This is a genomic window from Jiangella endophytica (assembly GCF_003427025.1).
Taxonomy (GTDB): domain Bacteria; phylum Actinomycetota; class Actinomycetes; order Jiangellales; family Jiangellaceae; genus Jiangella; species Jiangella endophytica.
On sequence record NZ_QVAI01000010.1, the window covers coordinates 235,969 to 260,944 of the forward strand.

The following is a 24,976-nucleotide window of genomic DNA, read 5'->3' on the forward strand; positions in this document are numbered from 1 at the left end:
GTCCGAACATCTGAAATGTGGTCTGAATGTTGATGACGTGCGCCTTCTGCGGCAAGAGCCAGAAGCAGGTGAAGAAGCTGATCGCGGGGCCGGCCCGCGTCTGCATCTGCGACGAGTGCGTCGAGCTGTGCAACGAGCTGATGGACGACGAGGCCACCGCCGACGAGGTGGGCGGGCCGGGTGAACCGCCGAAGCCGCGCGACATCCACGAGTTCCTCGACCGGTACGTCGTCGGTCAGGACGCGGCCAAGAAGGCGCTGGCGGTCGCCGTCTACAACCACTACAAGCGGGTGCGGGCGCCCGCGTCGGACGTCACGGTCGCGAAGTCGAACGTCCTGCTCATCGGCCCGACCGGGTGCGGGAAGACGTATCTGGCGCAGACGCTGGCGAAGATGCTGAACGTGCCGTTCGCCATCGCCGACGCCACCGCGCTGACCGAGGCCGGTTATGTCGGTGAGGACGTCGAGAACATCCTGCTGAAGCTGATCCAGGCCGCCGACTACGACGTCAAGAAGGCCGAGACCGGCATCGTCTACATCGACGAGGTCGACAAGATCGCCCGCAAGAGCGAGGGCGCGTCGATCACTCGCGACGTGTCGGGCGAGGGTGTGCAGCAGGCGCTGCTGAAGATCCTCGAGGGCACCACGGCGTCCGTGCCGCCGCAGGGCGGGCGCAAGCACCCGGGCCAGGAGTTCATCCAGATCGACACCACGAACGTGCTGTTCATCGTGGGCGGCGCGTTCGCCGGGCTGGACGACGCGATCCGGTCGCGCACGGGCCGGCGCGGGCTGGGTTTCGGCGCCGACCTGTCGCGTCCGGCGTCGGACACCGACCCGTTCGGCGCGGTCATGCCGGAGGACCTGCTCAAGTTCGGGCTGATCCCGGAGTTCGTCGGGCGTCTCCCGGTCATCACCACGGTGTCGCCGCTGGACCGCGCCGCGCTCATCCGCATCCTGTCCGAGCCGCGCAACGCGCTGGTGAAGCAGTACATGCGGCTGTTCGAGATCGACCACGTCGAGCTGGAGTTCACCGACGACGCGGTCGAGGCGGTCGCCGATCTGGCGTTGCTGCGCGGCACCGGCGCGCGCGGGTTGCGGGCCATCCTCGAAGAGGTGCTGCTGCACGTCATGTACGAGGTGCCGTCGCGCGACGACGTCGCCCGGGTGGTCATCACCCGCGACGTGGTGGAGACCAATGTGCTGCCGGCCCTGCTCTCACGAGGCCGGGCGCCGGGGCGCCGGCAGCGGCGGGAGCGGTCGGCCTGAACCGCACCGTGTCGCCGGGCCGCAGCTGCGCGGCCGGCGACACGTCCGCCGCCGCGACGACGCCGATCACCGGGTAACCGCCGGTCACGGGGTGATCGGCCAGGAACAGCACCGGGCGGCCGTTCGGCGGCACCTGCAGTGCCCCGGTCACCATGCCCTCCGGTGCCAGCTCCGCGGCCGCGCCGGGCGCTCGGCGCAACGGCGGCCCGGCCAGCCGCAGCCCCACCCGGTCGCTGTCCGCCGTCACCTCGTACGCCGACCCGAACAGCCGGTCCAGGGCGGACGGCGCGAACCGGCCGGCCCGCGGCCCGGGCAGCACCCGCAACGTGACGTCGCCCGACGGGGGCGGCACCGGAGCGACGTCGACAGACGGCTCGCCGGCGTGGTCGGCGGCCAGCGGCAGCAGGTCGCCGGACCGCAGCGGCGGCGGGCCGATCCCGGCCAGCGAGTCCCACGACCGCGACCCCAGCACCGGCGCGACGCCCAGCCCGCCGCGCACCGCCAGGTACCCACGCAGGCCGCGCGCAGGCCGCCCCACCCGCAGCACCTCACCGGCCCGGACGGCGAACGGGGCGTTGAACGCGGCCGCGCGGTGGCCGGCCCGCACGTCGGCCGGTGCGCCGGTGAGCGCGACGGTCGCCGTCCGGCGGAACCGGACCGCCAGGCCGCCGAGCACGAACTCGATCGCGGCGGCCCGTTCGGCGTTGGCGACCAGCCGGTTCGCCAGCCGGAAGCTGGCCTCGTCGGCCGCGCCGGACCGCCCGACGCCCAGCGCGCCCAGCCCCGGCCGGCCGAGGTCCTCGACGATCGCCAGCATGCCCGGCTCGACGATCTCGAGCACGGGGGCGGTGGCGGCGGTCATGCGAACGCGGCGATCGGGACGCCGTTCTCGGTCAGCACCTCGCGGACCCGGCGCATCAGGTCCACGGCGCCGGGGGTGTCGCCGTGCACGCACAGCGACCGCGCCGAGACGGCGACCGGCTCGCCCTCGATGCTGGTGACCTGTCCGGTGGTGACGATCTGCAGGCACCGCGCCGCGACCTCGTCCGGGTCGGTGACCAGCGCGCCCCGCCGGCGCCGCGACACCAGCCGGCCGTCGGCGTGGTAGGCGCGGTCGCCGAACGCCTCGGCCGCCGTCGGCAGCCCGTGCACGGCGGCGATGCGCAGCACCTCCGAGCCCGGCAGCCCGAGGATCGTCAGCGTCGGGTCGTAGGCGCGGGCGGCGTCGACGACGGCGGCGGCCTGCTCGGCGTCGCGGACGATGGTGTTGTAGAGGGCGCCGTGGGGCTTGACGTAGCGGACCCGGGTCCCGGCCACGCGGGCGATGCCGTCGAGCGCCGCGAGCTGGTAGAGCACGTCGTCGGCCAGCTGGGTGGCCGGCATGGCGATCTCGCGGCGGCCGAACCCGGCGAGGTCGCGGTAGCCCACGTGCGCGCCGACGGTGATGCCGCGGGCGGCAGCGACCTCGCAGACGCCGCGCATGATCGTCGGGTCGCCGCCGTGGAAGCCGCAGGCGACGTTCGCGCTGCTGACGACGGCGAGCAGGCCGTCGTCGTCGCCCATGGTCCAGGCGCCGAAGCCCTCGCCCAGGTCGCAGTTGAGGTCGATCGGAGTCGTCACCGGCGCTCGTCCCGCCCCTGGACGGTGAACCGCACGCGGGTGCCCGGCAGCAGCGCCGCCGGCGGCGTCCGGTCGAGGTCCCACAGCACCGCGTCGGTATGACCCAGCAGGTGCCAGCCACCCGGCCCGGAGCGCGGGTAGACCCCCGAGTAGCGGTCGGCGATGGCGACCGAGCCGGCCGGCACCCGGGTGCGCGGGTTCTCGCGCCGGGAGAGGACCAGCCGCTGGTCGAGTCCGGTGAGGTAGGCGAAGCCGGGCGCGAACCCGGTGAACGCGACGGTGTAGACGGCGCCGGAGTGCCGCCGGACCACCTCGTCGGCGGACAGCCCCGCGGCGTCGGCGACGGCGTCGAGATCGGGGCCGTCGTAGCCGACCGGGATCTCGACCAGCGGCGGCTCGTCGGTGGCCGGTCGCTCGTCGGGCAGGTGCGCGAGGTCGTCGGTGAGCCGCTGCGCCGACGTCACTCCCGGGTCGAACGTGATCAGCAGCGTCTCGGCCGCCGGCACGACGTCGACCAGTCCGGCCGGCTCGTGGTCGCGCAACGCCGCGTTCAGGGCGAGGACGTCCTCGAGGTCGTCCAGCTCGACCAGGATCGCGTGGTCTCCGCACGGGAGAACGTGCAACTCGCTGGTGCGCATGGTCTCGCCTCTCCACACGGCTCGACGCTCGTTCGGCGCTGCTGAACCGCGCACCTCCGAGCGTCCCACGGCCATTGAAGGGAGGGCGAACCGATCATGTCAAGATGCTGCCCGCGGGTGCGGGACGGCGGCCGACGCGCGGCGTTCCAGGAGGACGCAGTCGTGCCACACGCCGTCGCGCTGGGCGAACTTCTCCCGGAGGCCGACGGTGCGGTATCCGGCCTGGTGGTGCAGCGACAGCCCGGCCCGGTTCGCGCTGAACACCGACGTCTGCAGCGTCCAGATGCCGGCTCGGTCGGCCGCCGTGACCTGGCGGAACAGCAGCGCCTTGCCGATGCCGCGGCCTCGGTGCGCCCGATCGACGTAGACCGATGTCTCGCCGACCCCGCGCAGCGGCTCGCGCTGCGACGCGTGCGCGACCGTCGTCCAGCCGACGACGGAGCCGTCGAGCTCGGCGACCCAGCGGTGGCCGGGCAGCCAGCGGGCGGCCAGCCGGGTGCTCGGCGCCACGGTGGTGTCGAACGACGCGATGCCGGTGTCGAGGCCCTCCTGGTAGATGCGCCGCACCGCCGGCCAGTCGTCCAGCCGGAGCTCGCGGACGGTGATGCCGGCGGGGACGTCCTCGGGGTGTCGCGGCCGCGTGGCCAGCGCCCCCATGACGACGTCGGCCATGTGCGGCAGCCCGATGATGCAGGCCTCGTTGACGGTGACCCGGCTGAACGGGCCCTGGCGGTCGACGTGGACGAAGCCGACCTCGGCGAGCTTGCGCACATGGTGCGAGCAGGTCGACTGACTGATGCCCAGCCGCTCGGTCAGCTCACCCACCGTCCGGCCGGCGGGCGCGGTCGCGACGGCGTGCAGCAGCCGGACCCGGGTCGGATCGGCCAGACAGGCGAAGGATTCGGCGAAGCGGACGACGTCATCGGTGGGGAGCAGATCGGGGTGCGCGAGCGTGCCGGCGGTCATGGCAAGTGAGCTTATTGAGCCCGATCGATGCTCGCGTGATGTTCGCGTATCGCTGAGGTTTCTTCGGACGGAACAGGGTCAGAACGCCGCGCCGTCGGGCCGCCACTCGGTGATCGCGACCTCGCCGCCGTCGACGATGTCGAGGTAGGTGTGCGGCCCGTAGCCCTCGACGACCCAGGAGGTCAGCGGCAGCTCGGTGGCCGGCGCGCCCGGAACGGCGGCCAGCACGACCTCGTAGGTGAGGTCCGGGTTGTCCGCCGTGGGCATGGCGTTCCAGTCGACCACCGCCATGGCTCGGGCGCCCGGCGGGATCACCACCCGCGCGGCGTCGGGCGTCGGGACGACGGTGACGGTCAGCGGCTGCTCGGCGAGGGTGCGGAAGGTGACGTCCGGGTGACCCTGGACGGCACACGGCGCCGGGCCGGTGTTCGTCGCGCCCAGGAACAGGTACCGCGAGCCCAGCGCGGCGTCGCTGCCGGTGATCTCGAGACGCAGAGCGGCCGGGTCGCACTCGGGCGCGGACGGATCGGCGGGCCAGCCGGCGCTCGGGGTGTACGGCGGCCGTGGCGGCACGTCGGCGACGGCGAGCTCCGCCGAGTCGAGGGTGCGGATGACGTCCACCCCGGCGCCCTGCACCGCCGCGACGTCGGCCACCTTCGCCAGGTCCGATGGGTCGCCCACCCGGACGTCCGCGGTCTCGCCGTCGAACACCGCCCGCACGACCCCCGGCGTGCCGGCGAAGAGGTACGCGTCGCCGATGGGCCCGCCGACCGCGTCGCGCACCTGCGGCAGCGGGTACGCACGGACGGTGATCTCCGACCCCGTCGGCGTCACCGGGTGCAGCCAGATCTCCAGCCGCGGCACGGGTAGCGGCGTCCCGGTCGCCCACGGTGTGGGTACCGTCCCCGGCGTCGTGGTGGGCGGCGCCGTCGACAGCAGCTGCCAGGCCTCGTGCAGGTCGTCCATCGCCTCGACCGTCGAGCCCGCGCCCTGCTCGGCGCGGTTCACGATGTCGAGCCGCATCGTCCAGGCCGCCCACTCGGCGGGATCGGCGGGCAGTTCCGCGTGCTCTTCGCCGTCCGGATCGCGATAGTGGAACGTGACGTCGCCGACGCCCGGGAGCGCGCGGGCGTCGGCGACGATCGTCTCGGGATCGGGGGCGCCGCCGGCGTCGGCAGGTCCCGTGCTCGTCGAACCGCAGGCGGCGAGACCGAGGGTGAGAAGTGCGGCGAGGAGGGTACGAATCGGCGCGGACGACACGAAGCAGACCCTATGTCCACGAAGGAGGCGCCGGTGCCGGACTCGCTCGTCCTCGGGCCGTTGCTGCGTCACGTCGACCAGAACTCGGCCCTGATCTGGGTCGAGACCGACCGCCCGGCGACCGTCCGGGTGCTCGACGCCGCCGCCCGCACGTTCACCGTCCACGGCCACCACTACGCGCTGGTCGCCGTCGACGGCCTCGCGCCCGGCACGTCCACGCCGTACGCCGTCGAGGTCGACGGCGAGCGGGTGTGGCCGGAGCCCGGGTCGCCGTTCCCGCCACCGGTGATCCGCACGCGCGGCGACGGGCCGGTGCGGCTGACCTTCGGCTCCTGCCGCATGAGCGTCCCACACGACGCGAAGCACGACCGCGTGTACGGCGCCGACGCGCTGCGCGCCCTGGCGCTGACGCTCGCCGGCGCCGACGAGTCGGACCGGCCGGACGGGCTGGTGCTGCTGGGCGACCAGGTCTACGCCGACGAGACCTCCGAGGCGATGCGCGAGTTCATCGCCGAACGCCGCGACGTCGACGAGGCGCCCGGCACCGAGGTGGCCGACTTCGAGGAGTACGCGCACCTCTACCGGCTGGCCTGGACCGACCCGGCGGTGCGCTGGCTGCTGTCGACCGTGCCGGCCGCGATGATCTTCGACGACCACGACATCCGCGACGACTGGAACACGTCGCACGCCTGGCGGCAGACGATGGCGGGGCAGGCGTGGTGGCGGCGCCGGATCACCGGCGGCATCGCCGCGTACTGGCTCTACCAGCACGTGGGCAACCTGTCGCCGTCCGAGCGGGCCGCCGACCCCGTGCTGGCCGCCGTCACGTCGGCCGACGGCGACGCCGGCGCGGTGCTCGACGAGTTCGCCTGGCGGGCCGACCAGGACCCCGCGTCGTACCGGTGGAGCTTCACCCGCGACCTCGGGCCGGCCCGGCTGGTGATGATCGACTCGCGCTGCGGCCGGGTCCTCGATCCGGAGAAGCGGACGATCGTCGACGACGCCGAGTGGGACTGGATCGCCGGTCAGGTCCGCGCCACCGAGCACGTCGAGCACCTGTTCCTCGGCACGTCGCTGCCGTACCTGCTGCCGCGCGGCCTGCACGACCTGGAGGCGTGGAACGAGGCGACGGCCGCCGGCGCGTGGGGCGGCCGGTTCGCCCGCGGCGCCGAGTCGCTGCGGCAGGCCATCGACCTGGAGCATTGGGCGGCGTTCGGCCGGTCCTTCGACGCGATGGCCGAGTTGGTGACGTCGGTGGCGACCGGGCCGGACGGGCGGCGGCCGCAGACGATCTCGTTCCTCTCCGGCGACGTGCACTATTCCTACGCCGCTCGGCTGGACTACCCGGGCCGGACGTCGCGGACCAGCCGCGTCCACCAGCTGGTCTGCTCGCCGGTGCGCAACCCGCTGAGCCGGACGCTGCGCTACCTCAACGGCGCCGCGGCCTTCGCCGTCGCGCGCGTCGCCGGGACCGCGCTGGCCCGGCTGGCCAGGGTGCCGAAGCCGCCCGTGCGCTGGTCGATCGAGGCCGGGCCGCGGTTCGACAACGCCCTGGCCACGCTCGAGGTGACCGACGGGACCGCCCGGGTGCGCTGGGAGACCGGCCGGGTCGACGGCGACACCGCGACGATGTCCGAGGTGCTGTCGGCCTCGCTGTGAGTCAGTCCGCGACGGTGACGCGCAGCGCGTGCGGCCGCACCGTCCACGTCCGGGCGCCGGCCAGTTCGGCCAGCTCGCCGTCCGCGTTCAGCGGCACCGGTCCGCCGGCGACGGTCACCTCGTGGCCGCGCGCCTCGATGACGTCGTGGCGCTCGGGGTGCCGGCCGCGGACCAGAGCGGCCGCGAACGCCAGCCTGGCCCGCCACCCGGTCGAGAACGACACCACGACGTCCACCCGGCCGTCGTCCGGCCGCGCCGAGGGCGTCACGGGGGCGCCGCCGCCGATCGTGACGCCGTTGCCGAGCGCGACCATCAGCGAGCGCCGGTCGCCGCGGGCCACCACCTGGCCGTCGACGGTGACCCGCAGCTTCCAGCCGCGCGCCGCCGCGCCGGCGACCGCGCTGCCCACCGGGTAGGCCAGCCGGCCCAGCCGCGGCTTCAGCGGGAGGGCGCGCCGGCCGGCCTCCGCGCCCACGCCCAGGTGCACCGCGTTCACCACCACCCCGCCGGCGTCGTCGGTCAGCACGTCCAGCTCCCGCGCCCGGCCGTCCAGCACCACCTCGGCGGCGCGGGCCGGGTCCAGCGGCAGGCCGAGCGTGCGGGCGAGGTCGTTGCCGGTGCCCAGCGGCACCAGCCCGAACCCGAACGGCCGGTCCAGCCGGCCGAGCCGCAGCGCGGTGGCGACCAGCAGGTGCACCGAGCCGTCGCCGCCCAGCACCACCGGCCGGTGCTCGGGATGGCGGTCCAGCACGCCCGCCATCGCGTCAGGGTCGAGATCGGCCACCTGGACCTCGTCGGCGCCGGCGCGCAGCACGCCGAGCACGGTCTCGACCGCCTCGTCGCGCGCGCCGCCGGCGCGGGTGTTCGTGATGACCAGCAGTTTCGTCACGCGAGCGATTGTGCCCCGTTGACATGAGAACAATCTGAGCGATAATCAACCTATCGGTTTATCAACTAGGTGGTTGTCTATGAGCGACGCTCTCAGCCTGGTCTTCGGCGCGCTCGCCGACCCGACCCGGCGCGGCATCCTCGCCCGGCTGGCCGAGGGGCCCGCGCCGGTCACCGAGCTGGGCCGCCCCTTCGACATGACCGCGCAGGCGATCTCCAAGCACCTCAAGGTGCTCGAGCGGGCCGGGCTGGTCACGCGCGGACGACAGGGCCAGTGGCGCCCGTGCCGGTTGGAGGTCGAGCCGCTGGACCGCGCCACCGGCTGGATCGAACAGCACCGCGCGGTCTGGGCCGACTCCCTCGACCGCCTCGAGCAGGAGATCGTCAGGATCCAGGAAGGACGGCACCATGACCAGGACTGAGGTCGAGTTCGCGCGCGGCCGGCAGGACATCGTCGTCACCCGCCAGTTCGCCGCGGCGCCGGACGTCGTGTTCGCGGCCATGACCGACCCGGAGCTCATCCCGCGCTGGTGGGGGTCGCGCCGGTTCGACACCACTGTCGAGGAGATGGACGTCCGCCGCGGCGGGCTCTGGCGGTTCGTCACGCGGCACCGAGAACCCCCGGCCACGCCGTACACCTTCTGGGGCGTCTACCACGACGTCGTGCCGGGTTCGCTGGTCGTGTCGACGCTGGAGTTCGCCATGGGCGGTCCGGGGCGGCTGCAGCTGGTCACCGACCGGTTCGAGGCCGGCCCGGACGGTGGCACCCGCTACACCAACGTCGCGCTGTTCCAGTCCGCGGAGGACCGCGACGGCTGGATCCCCACGGACATGGAGTCCGGCATCCGCGAGTCGCTGGACCTCGTCGACGGCCTGATCGGGTGATGCGCTGATGGACCTCACCGTGACGCGCGGGTACGACGCGCCGCCCGCCCGGGTCTGGGCGGCTCTGACGGACTCCGGCCTCGTCCGGCGCTGGTGGGGCCCCGACGGCTTCACCGCGCCGGTCGCGCGCATGGACGTGCGTCCCGGCGGCACGTCGCTGGTGGCGATGCGCTCGCCCGGCGGCGTCGAGCTCTACAACACGTGGACGTACGGCCTGGTCGATCCGCCACACCGGCTCGAGTACGTGATGGGCTTCTGCGACGCGTCCGGCCGGCCGGTGCCGCCGTCGTCGCTCGGACTGCCCGCCGACATCCCCGAGACCGGGGTCCCGCACGAGGTGACGCTGACTCCGTCGGGCGGCGGGACGGAGCTGACGGTCACCGAGCGCGGCTACGGCGCGCCGGACACCGCGCGGCTGTCGCGGCTCGGGCTGGAGCAGACCCTGGACAAACTCGCCGCCGTCTTGTGAGGGGCGCCGCTACTCGGCGACAATCCACGGATGACGCAGGGTGACGAGCCGCTCGACCTCGGCGTGGTGGGCATCGACGACGATCCCGCGCCGGACGAGCCGCCGCGCGGTCCCGGCCGGTGGCGGTGGACGATCGTGCCGTTGGCGACGTTCGCCGCGGGCGGGGTGCTCGGCCTGGTCGTCGCCGACACCCGCGGCGAGGCCGCCGAGTACGCCGACGTCCGGCTGGTGGGTGGCGCGGTCCAGAGCGTGTCCGGCTGGTCCGAACCGGACGCGCCCGGCCGGATCGAGCTCGACCTGTTCAATATCGGCGAGCACGAGGTCGAGATCCTGGGGCTGGAGCCGGCCGGCATGACCCTCGACCCCGGGGTGGAACCGGCCGAGCCGGTCCCGGCGCCGCCTGGCGCGTGGGTGACCGCCGGCCAGGACGGGCTGGTCGTCGACTGCGAGGCCCCGGTCGGCGACGGCGTGCTGGTACGGGTCCGCGATGCCGGCGGCACTGAACGGCTGGTCGAACCCGACCTGCGACCCGGCTCCGGCGGCCTCCAGGTCGCCTGGCTGACCGCTTGCGGGCCGCCTCACGCCATGTTCCCCGCGCCCGTCTCGACGGTGACGGCGACCGACGCCGAGAGCGTCAGCACCGACGTCCGGCTGGCGAACACCGGCACTGAGACCATGGAGGTGGTCGAGCTGGCGGCCCTGACCCCCGGACTGGACATCACGGGACCCGAGGTGCCGTTCGACGTGCCGGCGGGCGAGTCGGTGACCGTGCCGGTGACCTGGACGGTCGCCAACTGCAGCCTGGCCCTGCTCTGGCCGGAGCCGCGGCTCCTCTATGCGATCGCCGGGGAGGAGTCGTCGCGCGGCGAGTACCCGGTGGAGGGGCCGGTCCAGGCCGAGCTGGTGCTGCTGGTCGACCGCGTCTGCGGGAGCGGGTCGTGACGGACGGCGACGAGCCGCTCGACCTCGGCGTGGTGCGCGGCGGCCAGGACCGGGAGCCGCCGGCGGACCCGGGCGATCGGCCCGGCCGTCCCGGCAAGCGTTCCGCCCTGCGGCGCTGGGCGGCGGTCGCGGCAGCGTTCGTCGTCGGCGGGGTGCTGGGGTTGGTGGTGGCCGACGCCCGCGACGACGCGGCCGGGTACGCCGACGTCCGGCTGGTGGGCGGTGCCATCCAGGGCATGTCCGACCACGCCGACGAGACCGCACCCGGTTTCCTCGAGATCAGCCTGCTCAACCTCGGCGAGCACGAGGTCGAGATCCTGGGTCTCGAGCCGCACGGCATGACCGTGGCCGCCGCCGACGAGCCCGCCGAGCCGCTCCGGGCGCCGCCCGGCGAATGGGTGACCGCGCGGCAGGACCGCCTGATCGCCGACTGTGCCGGTCCGTCACGTGACGGCCTGCGGGTGCGGGTGCGCGACGCCGGCGGCACGCAGCGCGTGGTCGAGGCGGACACACTGCCCGAGTTCGGTGGCGTCGCCGGGCTGGTCGACTACGTCTGCCGGCCGGTCGACCTGGTCTTTCCCGCCATCGGCGCCACCATCGTGAGTCGCGAGTCCGGCAGCGTCACCATGGAGCTGCGCGTCGCGAACGACGGTACCGGGCCGCTGCCGGTGTCCGCCTTCGAGCCGGACACCCCGGGCATGGTCGCCACCGGCCCGGAGGTGCCGTTCGAGGTGCCGGCGGCCGGCTCCATCTCCGTCCCGCTGACCTGGACCGTCACCGACTGCCGGCTGGCGACGGGCTGGCCGGGGGTGCAGATCGCCTACACCGTCGGCGCCGACGGGCAGTCGCGCGGGCACTACCAGCTCGACGGCACGGCCCGGGCCGAGCTGGTGCTGCTGGTCGACCGCGTCTGCGGGAGCGGGTCGTGACGGACGGCGACGAGCCGCTCGACCTCGGCGTGGTGCGCGGCGGCCAGGACCGGGAGCCGCCGGCGGACCCGGGCGATCGGCCCGGCCGTCCCGGCAAGCGTTCCGCCCTGCGGCGCTGGGCGGCGGTCGCGGCGGCGTTCGTCGTCGGCGGGGTGGTCGGGCTGGTCGTCGCCGAGGCGCGCGACGACGCCGACGGCTACACCAGCATCGAGCTGTTCGGCGGCCCGGTGCCGCAGGTGTTCACCGGCGACCGGCCGCGGGGCGAGCTGACGGTGGACCTGCTCAACGCAGGCGACCACGCCGTCGAGATCCTCGGTGTCGAGATCGAGGGGACGACGGCCACCGAGACCGCCGAGCCCGTGGCGGCCGAGCCCGGCGTCTGGACGACCTACGTGCAGCGCGGCCTCGAGGTCGACTGCGCCCGGCCGCTCCCCAGCGGGTTGCAGGTGCGCGCCCGCACCTCGTCGGGCCAGGAGCGACTGGTCGACGTCGAGCCGCCGGACGACAACGAGGGCCTGCGCGGCTTCTGGTACCTCGAGTGCCAGCACCCGTACCATGTCGGGCTGCAACTGCGCGACAGCGCCGTGGTGCGCAGCGGCGACGGCGCCGTCACCCTGGGGCTGGAACTGGTCAACAATGCTCCGGACGACCTGCGTATCGGCACCGTCGCGGCGCGAGCGCCCGGTTTCAGCCTGACCACCGACACGGCCGAGCAGGCCATCCCGGCCGGGCGGAGCGTCGCCGTCATGACCACGTGGACGGTGACCGACTGCGAGCGGGCGCTGAACACCTCCGGCGGGTCGATCGCCGTCCGCATCCTGCACGGTTCGGGCGAGACGGAGCAGATCATCGTCCTCCCGAACATCGCATTCACCGCGCTGGCCCGGTTGTCCGGGCAGTCGTGTCCGGCGACAATCCAGGAATGACAGCGGGGGATGATCGCGGCGACGAGATCCTGGACCTCGGCGTCGTCGGCCCGCCCGGCGACGATCCCGCCCCCGCCGGCCACGACGATCCGGGGGAGCGGCCGGCGCACCGCTGGCGGCGCTGGGCCGTCCCCGTCGCGGCGCTGCTGGTCGGCGGCCTGCTCGGCACCGTCGTCGCCGACGCCCGGCACGACGCGGCCGAGCTGGCCCGGGTCGGCATCGTCAGCGGCCCGTCGAGCTGGACGCCGGAGACCGGCGGCGACGCGTCGATCAGGGTCGACCTCCAGCTCATGAACATCGGGTCGCGGCCGGTGGAGATCGTCGGCGTCGAGGTCGACGGTTTCGGTGTCATGCCTGGCACGGAACCGATCGAGTCGGTCGACGCGGCGGTCGGCGACTGGGTCGTCGTCCAGCAGGAGGGCATGGTCGCCGACTGCACGGCCGCGGCGCCGGCGACCCTGCGGGTGCGCATCCGCGACGCCGACGGCGGTGAGCGCACCGTGAGCGCCGAGCAGAACGTCGACTACGGCGGCATCGGCATGCTCTGGACCGGGCAGTGCGAGTTCGGGGAAGGCTTCGTCCATTTCATCGGCCCGGTGGACACCAGACTCGCCGACACCAGCGTCACGGTGACGCTGCCGCTGCTCAACTACTCCGGCCGGTCGGTGCAGGTCACGCACCTGGTGCCGATGGCGCCCGGAATGACGGCGACGCTGCCGGAGCTGCCCATCTCGTTGCCGGGCCAGGGCACCGCGCAGGTCGAGATCACCTGGACCGTCGACGACTGCTACGCCGCGATGAGCATGAGCGGCGACGCCGGGAAGGTCGAGTACACCGTCACGAACGGCACCATGGAGGTGCCCGAGGCGTACACGCTGGACGGCCCCATCATGGTCGAGCTGGTCCGGCTGGCCGCCCGTGTCTGCGGCTGACGCGCGGGTGTACGCGGGCCTGCGTAGGCGGCGGATCAGCGGCTGAGCGGACGAGCGCGACCGGTTCCCGCGGCCAGGCTGCTCGGCATGAGCATCGTCGACGCACCGCGGCTGTCCACGTACGTCCGGCACACGCCGTTCGCGCTCGAGCGCCGCACCGCCCGCCATCTCGTCGAGGAGCTCGGCTTCCGCACCGTCGCGTGCGACGAGAGCTGGGGGAGCGGCGTGGTCCTCGACCGCTACGTGCGCGGCGACGGCACCGACGCCCGCTCCGCCGTCGGGCAGGCGGGGCCGAGGTTCCGCGGCCGGACGATGCTCGACCTCGTCCGGTGGATGCGTGAGTTCAACCGCGGCCGCGCGGACTGGGACCAGGTGCGCTTCCTCGGCGTCGGTGTGCTGGAGCCGCGGGTGACGCAGCACGTGGAACTGCACCGTTTCGTCGCCGCCGTCGCGCCGGACCGGCTGCCGCGGGCGCACGAACTGCTGACGGCGTTGGCCCTGCGCGGCACGCCGCGTGAGCATGGCGCCTGGTACGCGCACCGGCTCACCGAGGACGAGCGGCGCCCGCTCGTCGCCGCGGCCCGCGAGATGCACGACCTGGTCCGCGACCTCGCTGCCAGCCGGGCCGCCCGCCGCGGCCGGCCCGTCGTCGACCCCGACGACGCCGTCCTGCACGCGTTCGCGCTACGGGGCTTCTACGAGTCGGGCGCCGCCGGCGGCGGCACCCTGCGCGACCGGTACGTCGCCGGCCTCATCACGGCCTGGCACGAGCGGACCGGGCACCGGATCGTCTACAGCACCGGCGACGCGACCGGCTGAGTCACGGCAGGATCGAGTCGACGTAGCCGCCGTCGACGCGAACCGCGGCGCCCGTCGTCGCCGACGCCTGCTCGGAGCTCAGGTAGACGACGAGGTTGGCGATCTCGTCGGGCTCGATCAGCCGCTGCAGCAGCGACTGCGGCCGGTGCAGCCGCATGAACTCGCGCTGCGCCTCGTCCCACGGCAGGCTGCGATCGACGAGCTGGTAGACGAGGTCCTCGACGCCGCCGGTGTGGGTCGGCCCGGCGATGACGCTGTTGACGGTGACGCCGCTGCCGGCCGCCTCCTTGGCGAATCCGCGCGACACCGCGAGCAGGGCCGTCTTCGTCATGCCGTAGTGGATCATCTCGGCCGGGATGACCACGGCGGAGTCGCTGGCGATGTACTGCACCCGGCCCCAGCCGCGCTCGCGCATGCCGGGGAGGTAGGCGCGGGTGAGCCGCACCGCCGCCAGCACGTTGACCTCGAAGTACCGCCGCCACTGCGCGTCGGTGATCTCCAGCGCCGGCGTCGCCTCGAAGATGCCGAGGTTGTTGACCAGGATGTCGGCGGCGGGCAGCGTCTCGAGGACGGCGGCGGCACCCTCGTCGGTGGCGACGTCGGCCGGGACGGCGACGACGTCGGCGCCGTCGACCTCGGCCCGCAGCCGGTCGACCGCGGCGCCGACGCTCTCGGCGCTGCGTCCGTTGACGCCCACCCGGGCGCCGGACCGGGCGAGCCCGGCCGCGACGGCCCACCCGATGCCCTGCGTCGACCCGGTGACGAGGGCCGTCTTCCCGTTCAGCTCCAGCCGCATGCCTCGATCCTGCCTCAGGCGCGGCGCCTGCGGCGGGAGATCGCGACGCCGACGAGGCTGATCGCGCCGCCGACGAGGCCGAACACCGTCGGGACCTCGCTGAGCAGCGCCCACGACATCAGGACGGACACCGTCGGGACCACGTAGGTGTTGGCGCTGAGCCGGCCGGCGTCCATGCGCTTGAGTGCGTACGCCCACGTCGTGAAGCCGATCGCGGTCGGGAACAGGCCCAGGTACACGGCCGACAGCACCGCGCCCAGCGACGCGTCGGCCAGTTCCGACACCAGCTGCGGCGTCCAGGGCAGCAGCACCGCGGTGCCGACGACGCAGGCCAGCCAGGTGGTCGTCAGGCCGTCGGTGACCCGCAGCACGACCTTCTGGATCAGGGCTCCGGCGGTGTACAGCACCGCGGCCAGGAGGCACAGCGCGACGCCCAGCCCGTCGCGGTCGCCGGTGGAGCCGAGCGAGATGACCGCGACGCCGCCGAGCGCCACCAGCGAGCCGGCGATCAGCGCGCGGGGGAACCCCTCGCCGAGGAAGAACCCGGCTCCGAAGGCGATGAGCAGCGGGGCGACGTTCACCAGCAGCGCAGCGGTGCCGGCGTCGACGTGCTGCTCGCCGGCGTTGAGCGCTACGGTGTAGCCGGCCAGCCAGAGCACGCCGCAGGCCGCGATGAGCGCGTGTGTCCGCCGCGACAGCGGCACCGGGACGACCCGGCGGCCGCGAGTCGCGAGCACGATCGCCGTGAGCGCCACCGTGGCCACGGCCAGCCGGATCAGTGCGAGCGGCGCGGCCGACAGCGTGTGCCCGACGTCGCGGATCGCGACGAACGCCGACGACCAGAGCAGGACGGTGACGGCGGCGGCGAGGGCGGCCTTGCGGCTCTCGGTGAGACGGGGTGCGGAGGCGGGAGGAGTCGCCGGGAGGGTCTGCGTCACTCGGCTATGGTGCGGCCCGCTGATTCGACAGCACAAGCACGTATTTCTGCCTGATCGTTAAGTCATGCTTATGCTAGAGCCATGCTGGACGTGCCTCGCCTCCGACTGCTCCGCGCCGTCGTCGCCACCGGCTCCGTCCGGGCCGCCGCCGATGCGCTCGGGTACACCCCGTCCGCCGTCAGCCAGCAACTGGCGGCGCTGCAGCGGGAGACCGGGCTGCGGCTGTTCGACCGCGCCGGCCGCGGCATCGAGCCGACGACCGCCGGTCGCACGCTGGCGGCGGAGTCCGAGCCGCTGTTCGAGGCGCTGAGCCGGCTCGACGGGCTGGTCGGCGATCTGCGGGCCGGCCGGGTCGGCAGCCTGTCCATCGGCTATTTCGCCTCGGCCGGCGCGGTCTGGCTACCGCCCGTCGTCGCCGCGCTGCATGCGCAGTTCCCGGAGCTGCGGCTGGACCTGCGGATGACCGAGGTGAAGCTGCCGGACAGCTACGAGCCCGACGTCGACATCTTCGTCGAACGGCCGGAGTGGACGCCGCCGGCCGGCGCCGACGTCCGGCACCTGGTCGACGATCCGTTCCTCGCGGTCGTGCGCGCCGACGACCCACTGGCCGAGCGGGGCGAGGTGCCGCTCGCGGAACTGGGCGGGCGGCGCTGGATCGACAACGACCTCAACGACGGCGCCTGCCGGCGGGTGCTGCTGCGGGCCTGCGCCGAGGCGGGCTTCTCGCCGGAGTTCGCGGTCGAGACGCACGACTACCACACGGCGATCCCGTTCGTCGCGACCGGTATCGGGCTGACCGTCGTCCCCGAGCTGGGCATTCGCGACCTGCCGCCGGGTGTGACGACGGTGCGCATCGTCGCGCCGACCCCGGTGCGGCGCATCTCCGTCGCCGTCCGCAAGTCCGCCGCCCAGCACCCGGCAGCGCAGCGCGCCGTCGACCTCCTCAGCGAGGCGGTCGACGGCGCGCTACGCGGCTGAGCGTCAGCCCCGGAGACCGGCGAAGAACGCCCGCAGGTCCCCGACCAGCACGTCCGGCCGCTCCAGCATGGCGTAGTGCCCGCCGTCGGGGAACTCGTTGTAGTGGACGATGTTGTCGTTGTCGCGGTCGGCGAACGCCCTGATGGTGCGGAAGTCGTCGGCGAAGACGGCGACACCGGTCGGCGCGTGGTTCACGGCCGGCTCCGCGCCGGAGTGCGCCTCCTCGTAGTGGTATCGGCCGGCCGACGCCGAGGTGTTGGTGAACCAGTACAGCGACACCTGGGTGAGGATCTGGTCCTGGGTGACCAGGCTGGTCCCGTTGCCGAAAGAGTTGAACAGCTCGTTCCAGGCCAGCTGGCCGACGGGGGAGTCGGACACGCCGACGGCCACCGTCTGCGGACGCGAGGCGTTGATCGCGTTGTAGCCGCCCACGGCCTGGAACCACTCCAGGTGCTTCAGGCCGGCGTAGTCGGCGGGCGACAGGTTCTCGAACTCGGCCGGGTCGCCCGACGGGAACGAGAACAGCTGCAGCACGTGCAGGCCGAGGAACCCGGGCGGGTTGAGCAGGCCGAGCTCGCGCGACACCATGGCGCCGCCGTCGCTGCCGTGCGAGCCGTAGGACTCGTAACCGAGCCGGCGCATCAGCGTGTCGTAGGTGCGGGCGACCCGGGCCATCGTCCAGCCGCGGTCCTCGAGCGGCGTACTGAAGCCGAAACCGGGCATCGACGGCACGACGACGGAGAACGCGTCCTCGGCCCTGCCGCCGTGCGCGACGGGGTCGGTGAGCGGGCCGATCATGTCGAGGAACTCGGCGAACGAGCCGGGGTAGGAGTGCGCGAGCAGTAGCGGCGTCGCGCCGGGCTCGGCCGACGGTACGTGGATGAAGTGGATCGTCTGGCCGTCGATCTCGGTGACGTAGTGCGGGACGTCGTTGATCCGGGCCTCCTGCTCGCGCCAGTCGAAACCGTCGCGCCAGTGGTCCACCATCTCGCGCAGGTAGTGGTTCGGGGTGCCGTAGTCCCAGTCGTCGCCGGGCGCGGGCTGCGGAAGCCGGGTGCGGGACAGACGCTCCTGGAGGTCGTCGATCTCGGCCTGGCTGATCTCGATGCGGAAGGACTGGATGGGTGCGGTGGTGTTCGTCATGACAGCTACGCTAGGGGCCTTATAGGCAAGCTACGTTCCTAATCAACCGGCAGAATGCAGAAATATGAGAGAGACCTCCGCCCGCATGCTCGCGCTGCTGTCCCTGATGCAGTCGCGGCCCGCCTGGACCGGTGCTGAGCTGGCCGAACGCCTCGGGGTCAGCCCGCGGACCATCCGCAACGACGTCGACCGCCTGCGCGAGCTCGGCTACCCGGTCGACGCCGCACGCGGCCCGGCCGGGCACTACCGGCTCGGCGTGGGCGCCCGCCTGCCGCCGTTGCTGCTCGACGACGAGGAGGCGGTGGCCGTCGCCATCGGGCTGCGGGCCGGCAGCGGCGTCGCGGGCATCGAGGACAGCAGCGCACGGGCGCTCGCCAAGCTCGAGCAGGTGCTGCCGCACCACCTGCGCCGGCAGGTGGCCGCCATCCACGACGCGATGTCGCGCGGCCCCGAGAACACCGGCAGCAACGTCGAGGACCCGGTCGTCGACGCCGCGGTTCTGACGGCACTCGCGGCGGCCATCCGCGACCACGAGTGGGTGCGCTTCGACTACCCGGGGACCGCCGAAGGGCCGCCGCTGGTGGTCGAGCCCTACCGGTTGGTCAGCTGGCAGCGGCACTGGTATCTGGTCGGCCGCGACCCGGTGACGGGCGAATGGCACCCGTACCGGGTCGACTGGATCGAGCTGCGCATGGCCACCGGCCGGCGGTTCCCGCCGTCTCCGCTGCCGGGTGAGGACTACACGGCGTTCGTGCTGCGCGAGGTCGCGTCGACCGGCTGGTCCGTGCACACCCGGATCACGGTGTTCGCGCCGGCGGCGGAGGTGCTGTCGCGGATCAACCCGACGGTCGGCGTCGTCGAGTCGGTGGACGAGGCGACGTGCGTGCTCGTGACCGGTGCCGACTCGCTGGAGATGATCGCCGTCTACATCGGGATGCTCGGGCTGGACTTCCAGGTCACGTCGCCGCCGGAGCTGGTGGAGCACCTGCGGGTGCTCGGGGACCGCTATCGCCGCGCGATCGAGCCGTCCTCGGCCGGCCGAACCTGAGCGACGTCCGGGGTTCGGTCGGCGCCCGGCATTCCGCGGGCGGTTCGTGACCCCCCGTGAGAGGCTGTGCAGGCCCGAATCGAGCGACCACGGGAGGACCGCGGTGCCCAGACGTGTGGTGCGGTTGCGTGACGAGGTGCTGTCCGCCGACGGCGAGACGCTGCGGGCGGGCATCGCGGCCATCCAGGCCGAGCTGGACGTGACGCCGCAGTTCCCGCCGAAGGTCGAGCAGGCGGCGCAGCAGGCCGCGAAGAACCCGCGTCTGCCGGACCTCGACCGCACCGATCTGCCGTTCGTCACCATCGACCCGGCGACGGCGATGGACCTCGACCAGGCGCTGCACATCGAACGCAAGGACGACGGCTTCGTCGTCTCCTATGCCATCGCCGACGTCGGTGCGTTCGTCAGCCCGGGCGACCCGATCGACGAGGAGGCGCACCGGCGCGGCGCGACGTTGTACGGCGCGGACTCGAAGGTGCCGCTGTACCCGAAGGCGCTGTCCGAGGACGCCGCGTCGCTGCTGGCCGACCAGGTGCGCCCGGCGCTGCTGTGGACCATCGAGCTGGACGGCGACGGCGGCACCGTCGCGGCCCGGGTCGAGCGGGCCCGTGTCCGCAGCCGCGCGAAGCTGTCCTACACCGAGGTGCAGGAGCAGTTGGACGCGGGCACGGCCGACCCGGTGTTCGCGCTGCTGAAGGAGGTCGGCGAGCTGCGCCTGGCGAAGGAGGCCGAGCGCGGCGGCGTCTCGCTGCCGCTGCCGGAGCAGGAGGTGCGCATCGACGGCGAGCACTGGTCGCTCGCGTTCCGGCAGCAGCACCCGGTCGAGCAGTGGAACGCGCAGATCTCCCTGCTGACGGGCATGACGGCGGCCGCGTTCATGGTCGAGGCCCGGACCGGCCTGCTACGCACCCTCGCGCCGGCCGACCCGCGCGACGTGAAGCGGCTGCGGCGCACTGCGAAGGCGTTGCGCATCGACTGGCCCGACGGCCAGAGCTACCCCGACTTCGTCCGCTCCCTCGACCCCGCCACGCCGAGCCACGCCGCCATGCTCGTCGCGTGCACCCGGCTGCTGCGCGGCTCCGGCTACGTCGGGTTCGCCGGCGAACTGCCCGAGCACACCGGCCATTCCGCCATCGCCGCCGACTACGCGCACGTGACGGCCCCGTTGCGGCGGCTGGTCGACCGCTACGCGGGGGAGATCAGCGTCGCGCTCAGCGCGGGCCACGAGGTCCCCGGCTGGGTCGTCGATCGCCTCGGTGAGCTGCCGAAGACCATGCAGGGCTCCACCCGCCGCGCCAACCAGTACGAACGCGCCGTCCTCGACCTCGTCGAGGCGGCGGTGCTGCACGAGTACGTCGGCGAGAGCTTCGACGGCGTCGTCGTCGAGGTGAGCGACCGCGATGCGCGCAAGGGCGACGTCACCATCCGCGAGCCCGCCGTCGAGGCCTCCATCAGCGACGGCGCCGACCTCCCGCTGGGCACCGACGTCCGTGCCCGGCTCGCCGCCGCCGACCCGTCGACCCGGACCATCCGCTTCGAACTCGCCTGAGCGCGGCCGTCCATGATCGACGCCCGGGCCAGGCGCGCCGACGACGCTGCTGTTCGGCGGCGCGGAGGTTCGCGTTGAGCGGCCGGTGCCGGGCCCCACGCAATGTCGGTTGAGCGCCGTCCGGAATGCGACACCTGTCTGATGACATCGCCGTGAGCCACCGCTAGCGTCCGAGCGTTCCCCGCCCTTCGAGGAAGGACCGCTCATGGCCCTGCGCGGACACCGGACCAGAGCCGGCGCGGCACTCGCCGCCGCCGGCGTCTGTACCGCCGCACTGCTCACCGCCGCCCACGGCGCCGCCGGCGCCGCACCCGCGCCGGCCCCCGCGCCCGCTCCCGCCGAGCCGACGTTCGTCGACGGCCTGGCGCAGCCGGTCTTCACCGGGCCGTTCATCCAGCACGAGCTCTGGGTCGAGACCGAGTTCGACACCGACGGCGACGGCCGGCTGGACCGCATGCACGTCGACGTCACGCGGCCGGCCGAGACCGACGGCGCCGGCCTGGACGTGCCGGTCGTGTACGAGTCCAGCCCGTACTACTCGGGCACGGCGAGCACACAGGCGAGGTTCTTCTGGAACGTCAACGTCGAACTGGGGCAGCAGCCGCCGCTGCGCACGTCGCCGGACACGCTGCCCGACGCGGCCCGCGCGCCGGGCAGCACCAGCCCGATCATCTCCACCAGCCTGATCAACACGTGGGTGCCGCGCGGCTTCGCCGTCGTCCACTCCGAGTCGCCCGGCAGCGGCCTGTCCGACGGCTGCCCGACGGTCGGCGGGCCGAACGAGTCGCTGGCGCCGAAGGCGGTCGTCGACTGGCTGAACGGCCGCGCCCGCGGCTTCACCAGCGCCGACGGCGACGAGGAGGTGACGGCGTACTGGTCGACCGGCCGGGTCGGCATGACCGGCACGTCGTACAACGGCACGCTGCCGCTGGCGGCCGCGACGACCGGCGTCGACGGCCTCGAGGTGATCATCCCGGTCGCGCCGAACACGTCGTACTACCACTACTACCGGTCCAACGGCCTGGTGCGGAACCCGGGCGGCTGGGTCGGTGAGGACCTCGACTACCTGTTCGACTACATCAACAGCGGCGACCTGGACAAGCGGCAGTACTGCCGCGACACCGTCCGCGACGTCATGCAGGCCGAACACGACCGCGCCTCCGGCGACTACAACGACTTCTGGGCCGGCCGCGACTACCTCAACCAGCTCGACGACGTGAAGGCCGCCGTCCTGATGGCGCATGCGTTCAACGACTGGAACGTCGTGCCGGAGCACAGCGTCCGCATCTCCGAGGTGCTCGAGGCCAAGGGCCTCACCGTCCACGAGTACTTCCACCAGGGCGGACACGGCGGCAACCCGCCCACCGACATGATGAACCGCTGGTTCTCGCAGTACCTCTACGGCCAGGACAACCGTATCGAGGACGACACCGACACGGCGTTCATCGTGCGCAACGAGCTCGGCGGCAGCACGCTGACGCCGTACGCCGACTACCCGAACCCGGCGGCCTCGGCGGCGACGCTGAACCTGCAGGCCGGCGGCGCGGCGGAGGGTGGCCTGACGTCGCTCGCGCTGGCCGGCGACGCCACCGAGACGCTGGTCGACGCAGGCGTGAACGCCTGCAACGCCGGTGCGCTGGCGACGACGCCGTCGGAGAACCGGCTGCTCTACACGACGCCGACGCTGACGGAGAACGTGCATCTGTCCGGCACGACGCAGGTCACGGTGCGGCTGGCGTCGTCGAAGCCGCGGGTGAACCTGTCCGTCGCGCTGGTGAAGCTGCCGTGGACCAGCGCCGCGGGCTGCACGTCGTCCACCCGCGGCACCACGACCAGCGTCATCACCCGCGGCTGGGCCGACCCGCTGAACCGCGACTCGCTGACCGCCGAGAAGCCGCTCACGCCCGGCAGGTTCGTCGACGTCACCGTGCCGCTGCAGCCGGACGACCAGGTGATCCCGGCCGGCTCGCGGATCGGCCTGATGATCTGGTCGACCGACCCGGAGTTCACGCTGCGCCCGCAGCCGGGCACCGAGCTGTCCGTCGACCTCGCGGGGACGACCGTCGAGCTGCCGGTCGTCGGCGGCCCGCTGGCGCTGCCGATCTGCGGTGACGAGGACACCCGCGCGACCGTCGTCATCGACGGCGTCGACACCGGCGTCGCGAACGCCGGGCTGGCCGGCACGTGCACCGTCAACGACCACGTCCTCGACGACCAGGACTGGCCGAACCACGGCGCCTTCGTCCGGCACACGACCGAGCTGGCCGACCAGCTGGCCGCCGCCGGGCTGATCAGTGGCCGCGAGCGCGGTGTGCTGGTCCGCACGGCCGCGCAGTCCGACGTCGAGTAGGTCCCGGAACGCACGCGGCGGGCCGCCCCCTGTGCTGGGGCGGCCCGCCTCTGTGCGTGGTGGAACGTCACCGGTTGACGGTGATCTCCGGGCTGGTGATCTGCTGGTTCACGCTCTCCAGGTACACGACGTGCGTGCTGAGCTTCTTCGCCGACGACGGGAACGTCACCGGCAACTCGAGGATGCGGCCCAGCTCGTCCGCGGTCGCCTCGCCGACCAGGACGTCCTGGCCGCGCTCGACGTTGCGGACGTAGACGTTCACCGTCTCGCCGGGGTCGTAGCCCCAGGCCGAGACGCCGACCGTGCCCTTGAAGTCCACCGCCGGCGTGTCGACGGCGACCTGCTCGCCGACGGTGTTGTCCGGTGTGCGGATCTCCTGAACGGTGCGCTCACCCGCGTCGTTCTTGCGGATGGTGACGCCGTCGTGGTGCTCACCGTTGGCGTAGCGAGCCTCGTAGGTGATGCTGTCGGCCGTGACGTCGATCATCTGGTAGAGCTGCATGTCCTGGCCGACGGACATCTGGTCGGCGCCGTTGTCGACCCAGTTGCTGTCGACGGCGTCGTACATCTTGCCGCCCGACACCGACGTCGCGTAGACGGTGCTGTCGTGGACGGTCACCGACCGGCGCGAGGCGGTGGTGCTGCCGCGGCCGTAGGTGTGGTCGTGGCCCTGAAGGACGAGGTCCACGCCGTACTGCTCGAACAGCGGGCCCCACTGGTTGCGGACGACCGGGTTGTTGCGGCCGGACGCGACCGAGTAGACCGGGTGGTGGAACGTCACGACGGTCCACTTGTTCGGGTTGTTCGCCAGCTGCTGCTCCAGCCACGCGGTCTGCGCGGCCATGATCGGCGCCTGGCTCTGGACGTTGGTGTTCAGGCCGATGAAGCGGACGCCCTGGTAGTCCACCGAGTAGATGGTGTTGCGCAGGGCGGCGTTCGTGGCGTCGCTACCGAAGTCCGGGCCGTTCTCCGGGTTCGGGAACGTCGGCTGCCAGAACGTCGACAGCTGGCCACCGCTGTACTCGTGGTTGCCGGTGACCGAGATGTTGTTGATCTGGCTGTTGATGAAGCCGTCGGCGGCATGCCACTGGCCCCACTCGAGCTCGCTGTTGGCCGTGTTGACGAGGTCACCGGCGTTGATGATGACCTTCGCCTCCGGGCGGTCGGCGAAGGCCTGCCGGAACACCCGCGGGCCGGCGGAGTCGATGTAGTTCTGCATGTCGCCGTAGTAGATGAACGAGAACGGCTCGAACCCGGCTGCGGCCGTGGTGAAGTCGATCCACTCGCTCCAGTTGACGCCGTCGCCGACGCGGTAGGTGTAGCGGGTGTTCGGCACCAGGTCGGTGAACTCGACCTGGTGGTAGACCGAGGCGTAGCCCAGGCTGGTGTTGACCGGGTTGGTCGAGCCGGCCATGACGGTGCGCACGGCGCCGTCCGCGGGACGCACGTCGCCGAGGGCGATCGGGGCCTTCAGGAGCTGGGCCTGCGCGTACTCGCCGCCGACCTCGGAGCGCCAGGTCACCTTCTGCGAGGTGGCCGGGGTCGCCGTCGGGACCAGGATGACGCGGTCGGGCAGCGCCGACGGCTCGTACACCTCGGCGTCGGGCACCTTGACCGGGGGCTCGCTGTCGGCACCGACCGCCGCCGGAACGGCGATCAGGCCGCCACCGAGCAGCGCGGCGCCGATGGCGGCACCGGCCGCACGGCGGGAGCCGAACGGCCCGCGCTTCCTCACATCACTCACGTTGAGTCTCCTCCCAGGACACTCTCGGGGGGCTGCCGGCGGGACGCGCGGCAGCCTGATCGATTCATCCCAGACCAGGCGGAAACGGCGAGAACGGGCAGGTCACGGCTCGTTGACCCCACGATGAACACCTGAAAACGATTCTCTTGTTGCGACGAGGTCGCAGGGTGCGACGGCCAATGGCCACGGCCGGGCGGCCACGCGGGCACCCGGACGTCATGTCGCGTTCATC

24 protein-coding genes are annotated in these 24,976 nt (G+C 73.0%); 14 read left to right on the top strand and 10 right to left on the bottom strand.

Annotation, left to right across the window (positions count from 1 at the left end; genetic code table 11):
• The first annotated feature begins 26 nt into the window (after positions 1-26).
• The gene (gene clpX, locus DZA62_RS20715; RefSeq protein WP_116950817.1) at positions 27-1,265 is read left to right on the top strand and encodes an ATP-dependent Clp protease ATP-binding subunit ClpX; all 1,239 of its coding nucleotides are present in this window, start codon (positions 27-29) and stop codon (positions 1,263-1,265) included.
• On the opposite strand, the gene DZA62_RS20720 is transcribed toward clpX, so the two are convergent.
• The 5 genes from DZA62_RS20720 to DZA62_RS20740 all read right to left on the bottom strand — a co-directional run bounded on the left by DZA62_RS20720 (position 1,171) and on the right by DZA62_RS20740 (position 5,749).
• Positions 1,171-2,127, bottom strand: coding sequence for a 5-oxoprolinase subunit C family protein (locus DZA62_RS20720; RefSeq protein WP_116950818.1), 957 nt, complete (start codon positions 2,125-2,127; stop codon positions 1,171-1,173). The two genes, clpX and DZA62_RS20720, sit on opposite strands and share 95 nt — an antisense overlap.
• On the bottom strand, positions 2,124-2,885 hold the full coding sequence (locus DZA62_RS20725) for a LamB/YcsF family protein (RefSeq protein ID WP_116950819.1): 762 nt from the start codon (positions 2,883-2,885) through the stop codon (positions 2,124-2,126). Before DZA62_RS20725 ends, DZA62_RS20720 begins: the two co-directional genes overlap by 4 nt.
• Positions 2,882-3,523 carry a 5-oxoprolinase subunit B family protein gene (locus DZA62_RS20730; RefSeq protein WP_198664012.1) on the bottom strand — a complete coding sequence of 214 codons (642 nt, stop codon included), beginning with the start codon at positions 3,521-3,523 and terminating at the stop codon, positions 2,882-2,884. The genes DZA62_RS20725 and DZA62_RS20730 overlap by 4 nt, the downstream gene beginning before the upstream one ends.
• Before the next feature lie 99 nt (positions 3,524-3,622).
• Positions 3,623-4,489 carry a helix-turn-helix domain-containing GNAT family N-acetyltransferase gene (locus tag DZA62_RS20735; RefSeq protein WP_116950820.1) on the bottom strand — a complete coding sequence of 289 codons (867 nt, stop codon included), beginning with the start codon at positions 4,487-4,489 and terminating at the stop codon, positions 3,623-3,625.
• 78 nt (positions 4,490-4,567) lie between these two features.
• Positions 4,568-5,749, bottom strand: coding sequence for a DUF4232 domain-containing protein (locus DZA62_RS20740; protein ID WP_116950821.1), 1,182 nt, complete (start codon positions 5,747-5,749; stop codon positions 4,568-4,570).
• Positions 5,750-5,761: 12 nt separating this feature from the next.
• On the opposite strand from DZA62_RS20740, the gene DZA62_RS20745 reads away from it, so the two are divergent.
• The gene (locus DZA62_RS20745; protein WP_116950822.1) at positions 5,762-7,408 is read left to right on the top strand and encodes an alkaline phosphatase D family protein; all 1,647 of its coding nucleotides are present in this window, start codon (positions 5,762-5,764) and stop codon (positions 7,406-7,408) included.
• 1 nt (position 7,409) lies between these two features.
• Here the strand turns inward: DZA62_RS20745 and DZA62_RS20750 are convergent, their stop codons facing one another.
• Entirely contained in the window at positions 7,410-8,297 is an 888-nt protein-coding gene (locus DZA62_RS20750; RefSeq protein ID WP_198664013.1) for a diacylglycerol/lipid kinase family protein, read from the bottom strand.
• A 79-nt stretch (positions 8,298-8,376) separates the two neighbouring features.
• On the opposite strand from DZA62_RS20750, the gene DZA62_RS20755 reads away from it, so the two are divergent.
• The 8 genes from DZA62_RS20755 (at position 8,377) to DZA62_RS20790 (ending at position 14,198) form a co-directional block, all read left to right on the top strand.
• Positions 8,377-8,718 carry an ArsR/SmtB family transcription factor gene (locus tag DZA62_RS20755; protein WP_116950823.1) on the top strand — a complete coding sequence of 114 codons (342 nt, stop codon included), beginning with the start codon at positions 8,377-8,379 and terminating at the stop codon, positions 8,716-8,718.
• Positions 8,705-9,181, top strand: coding sequence for an SRPBCC domain-containing protein (locus tag DZA62_RS20760; RefSeq protein WP_116950824.1), 477 nt, complete (start codon positions 8,705-8,707; stop codon positions 9,179-9,181). Before DZA62_RS20755 ends, DZA62_RS20760 begins: the two co-directional genes overlap by 14 nt.
• 7 nt (positions 9,182-9,188) lie before the next feature.
• Positions 9,189-9,650, top strand: a complete 462-nt coding sequence (locus tag DZA62_RS20765) for an SRPBCC family protein (RefSeq protein WP_116950825.1) — start codon at positions 9,189-9,191, stop codon at positions 9,648-9,650.
• Positions 9,651-9,680: 30 nt separating this feature from the next.
• Positions 9,681-10,592: a hypothetical protein gene (locus tag DZA62_RS20770; RefSeq protein ID WP_116950826.1), complete on the top strand. Its 912-nt coding sequence runs from the start codon at positions 9,681-9,683 to the stop codon at positions 10,590-10,592.
• Complete coding sequence (locus tag DZA62_RS20775) at positions 10,589-11,521, top strand: hypothetical protein (RefSeq protein ID WP_116950827.1); 933 nt, start codon at positions 10,589-10,591, stop codon at positions 11,519-11,521. Before DZA62_RS20770 ends, DZA62_RS20775 begins: the two co-directional genes overlap by 4 nt.
• Positions 11,518-12,447, top strand: coding sequence for a hypothetical protein (locus DZA62_RS20780; RefSeq protein WP_116950828.1), 930 nt, complete (start codon positions 11,518-11,520; stop codon positions 12,445-12,447). Before DZA62_RS20775 ends, DZA62_RS20780 begins: the two co-directional genes overlap by 4 nt.
• Positions 12,444-13,379, top strand: a complete 936-nt coding sequence (locus DZA62_RS20785; RefSeq protein WP_116950829.1) for a hypothetical protein — start codon at positions 12,444-12,446, stop codon at positions 13,377-13,379. The genes DZA62_RS20780 and DZA62_RS20785 overlap by 4 nt, the downstream gene beginning before the upstream one ends.
• A gap of 87 nt (positions 13,380-13,466) precedes the next feature.
• A complete protein-coding gene (locus DZA62_RS20790) occupies positions 13,467-14,198 on the top strand; it encodes an erythromycin esterase family protein (protein WP_116950830.1) in 732 nt (243 codons plus the stop codon).
• 1 nt (position 14,199) lies between these two features.
• Here DZA62_RS20790 and DZA62_RS20795 read toward each other — a convergent pair whose 3' ends face one another.
• The gene (locus tag DZA62_RS20795; protein ID WP_116950831.1) at positions 14,200-14,994 is read right to left on the bottom strand and encodes an SDR family NAD(P)-dependent oxidoreductase; all 795 of its coding nucleotides are present in this window, start codon (positions 14,992-14,994) and stop codon (positions 14,200-14,202) included.
• A gap of 14 nt (positions 14,995-15,008) precedes the next feature.
• Positions 15,009-15,932 carry a DMT family transporter gene (locus DZA62_RS20800; protein WP_116950832.1) on the bottom strand — a complete coding sequence of 308 codons (924 nt, stop codon included), beginning with the start codon at positions 15,930-15,932 and terminating at the stop codon, positions 15,009-15,011.
• 81 nt (positions 15,933-16,013) lie between these two features.
• Between DZA62_RS20800 and DZA62_RS20805 the strand changes: the two genes are divergently transcribed.
• On the top strand, positions 16,014-16,910 hold the full coding sequence (locus DZA62_RS20805) for a LysR family transcriptional regulator (protein ID WP_116950833.1): 897 nt from the start codon (positions 16,014-16,016) through the stop codon (positions 16,908-16,910).
• A gap of 3 nt (positions 16,911-16,913) precedes the next feature.
• On the opposite strand, the gene DZA62_RS20810 is transcribed toward DZA62_RS20805, so the two are convergent.
• Positions 16,914-18,053, bottom strand: a complete 1,140-nt coding sequence (locus DZA62_RS20810) for an epoxide hydrolase family protein (RefSeq protein WP_116950834.1) — start codon at positions 18,051-18,053, stop codon at positions 16,914-16,916.
• Positions 18,054-18,117: 64 nt separating this feature from the next.
• Here DZA62_RS20810 and DZA62_RS20815 point away from each other — a divergent pair, with 64 nt between their 5' ends.
• The 3 genes from DZA62_RS20815 to DZA62_RS20825 all read left to right on the top strand — a co-directional run bounded on the left by DZA62_RS20815 (position 18,118) and on the right by DZA62_RS20825 (position 23,000).
• On the top strand, positions 18,118-19,101 hold the full coding sequence (locus DZA62_RS20815) for a helix-turn-helix transcriptional regulator (RefSeq protein ID WP_116950835.1): 984 nt from the start codon (positions 18,118-18,120) through the stop codon (positions 19,099-19,101).
• Between the two features lie 103 nt (positions 19,102-19,204).
• Positions 19,205-20,650 carry an RNB domain-containing ribonuclease gene (locus tag DZA62_RS20820; protein WP_198664014.1) on the top strand — a complete coding sequence of 482 codons (1,446 nt, stop codon included), beginning with the start codon at positions 19,205-19,207 and terminating at the stop codon, positions 20,648-20,650.
• A gap of 205 nt (positions 20,651-20,855) precedes the next feature.
• The gene (locus tag DZA62_RS20825; RefSeq protein ID WP_198664015.1) at positions 20,856-23,000 is read left to right on the top strand and encodes a Xaa-Pro dipeptidyl-peptidase; all 2,145 of its coding nucleotides are present in this window, start codon (positions 20,856-20,858) and stop codon (positions 22,998-23,000) included.
• A gap of 67 nt (positions 23,001-23,067) precedes the next feature.
• On the opposite strand, the gene DZA62_RS20830 is transcribed toward DZA62_RS20825, so the two are convergent.
• Positions 23,068-24,744: a purple acid phosphatase family protein gene (locus DZA62_RS20830; protein WP_116950837.1), complete on the bottom strand. Its 1,677-nt coding sequence runs from the start codon at positions 24,742-24,744 to the stop codon at positions 23,068-23,070.
• Between the last annotated feature and the right edge of the window lie 232 nt (positions 24,745-24,976).

Bases quoted from the DNA above. Each gene is read 5' to 3' on its own strand.
- clpX (WP_116950817.1), top strand. From the start codon at position 27: ATGTTGATGACGTGCGCCTTCTGCGGCAAGAGCCAGAAGCAGGTGAAG.
- DZA62_RS20720 (WP_116950818.1), bottom strand. From the start codon at position 2,127: ATGACCGCCGCCACCGCCCCCGTGCTCGAGATCGTCGAGCCGGGCATG.
- DZA62_RS20730 (WP_198664012.1), bottom strand. From the start codon at position 3,523: ATGCGCACCAGCGAGTTGCACGTTCTCCCGTGCGGAGACCACGCGATC.
- DZA62_RS20735 (WP_116950820.1), bottom strand. From the start codon at position 4,489: ATGACCGCCGGCACGCTCGCGCACCCCGATCTGCTCCCCACCGATGAC.
- DZA62_RS20745 (WP_116950822.1), top strand. From the start codon at position 5,762: ATGTCCACGAAGGAGGCGCCGGTGCCGGACTCGCTCGTCCTCGGGCCG.
- DZA62_RS20755 (WP_116950823.1), top strand. From the start codon at position 8,377: ATGAGCGACGCTCTCAGCCTGGTCTTCGGCGCGCTCGCCGACCCGACC.
- DZA62_RS20760 (WP_116950824.1), top strand. From the start codon at position 8,705: ATGACCAGGACTGAGGTCGAGTTCGCGCGCGGCCGGCAGGACATCGTC.
- DZA62_RS20765 (WP_116950825.1), top strand. From the start codon at position 9,189: ATGGACCTCACCGTGACGCGCGGGTACGACGCGCCGCCCGCCCGGGTC.
- DZA62_RS20770 (WP_116950826.1), top strand. From the start codon at position 9,681: ATGACGCAGGGTGACGAGCCGCTCGACCTCGGCGTGGTGGGCATCGAC.
- DZA62_RS20785 (WP_116950829.1), top strand. From the start codon at position 12,444: ATGACAGCGGGGGATGATCGCGGCGACGAGATCCTGGACCTCGGCGTC.
- DZA62_RS20790 (WP_116950830.1), top strand. From the start codon at position 13,467: ATGAGCATCGTCGACGCACCGCGGCTGTCCACGTACGTCCGGCACACG.
- DZA62_RS20795 (WP_116950831.1), bottom strand. From the start codon at position 14,994: ATGCGGCTGGAGCTGAACGGGAAGACGGCCCTCGTCACCGGGTCGACG.
- DZA62_RS20805 (WP_116950833.1), top strand. From the start codon at position 16,014: ATGCTGGACGTGCCTCGCCTCCGACTGCTCCGCGCCGTCGTCGCCACC.
- DZA62_RS20810 (WP_116950834.1), bottom strand. From the start codon at position 18,053: ATGACGAACACCACCGCACCCATCCAGTCCTTCCGCATCGAGATCAGC.
- DZA62_RS20815 (WP_116950835.1), top strand. From the start codon at position 18,118: ATGAGAGAGACCTCCGCCCGCATGCTCGCGCTGCTGTCCCTGATGCAG.
- DZA62_RS20825 (WP_198664015.1), top strand. From the start codon at position 20,856: ATGGCCCTGCGCGGACACCGGACCAGAGCCGGCGCGGCACTCGCCGCC.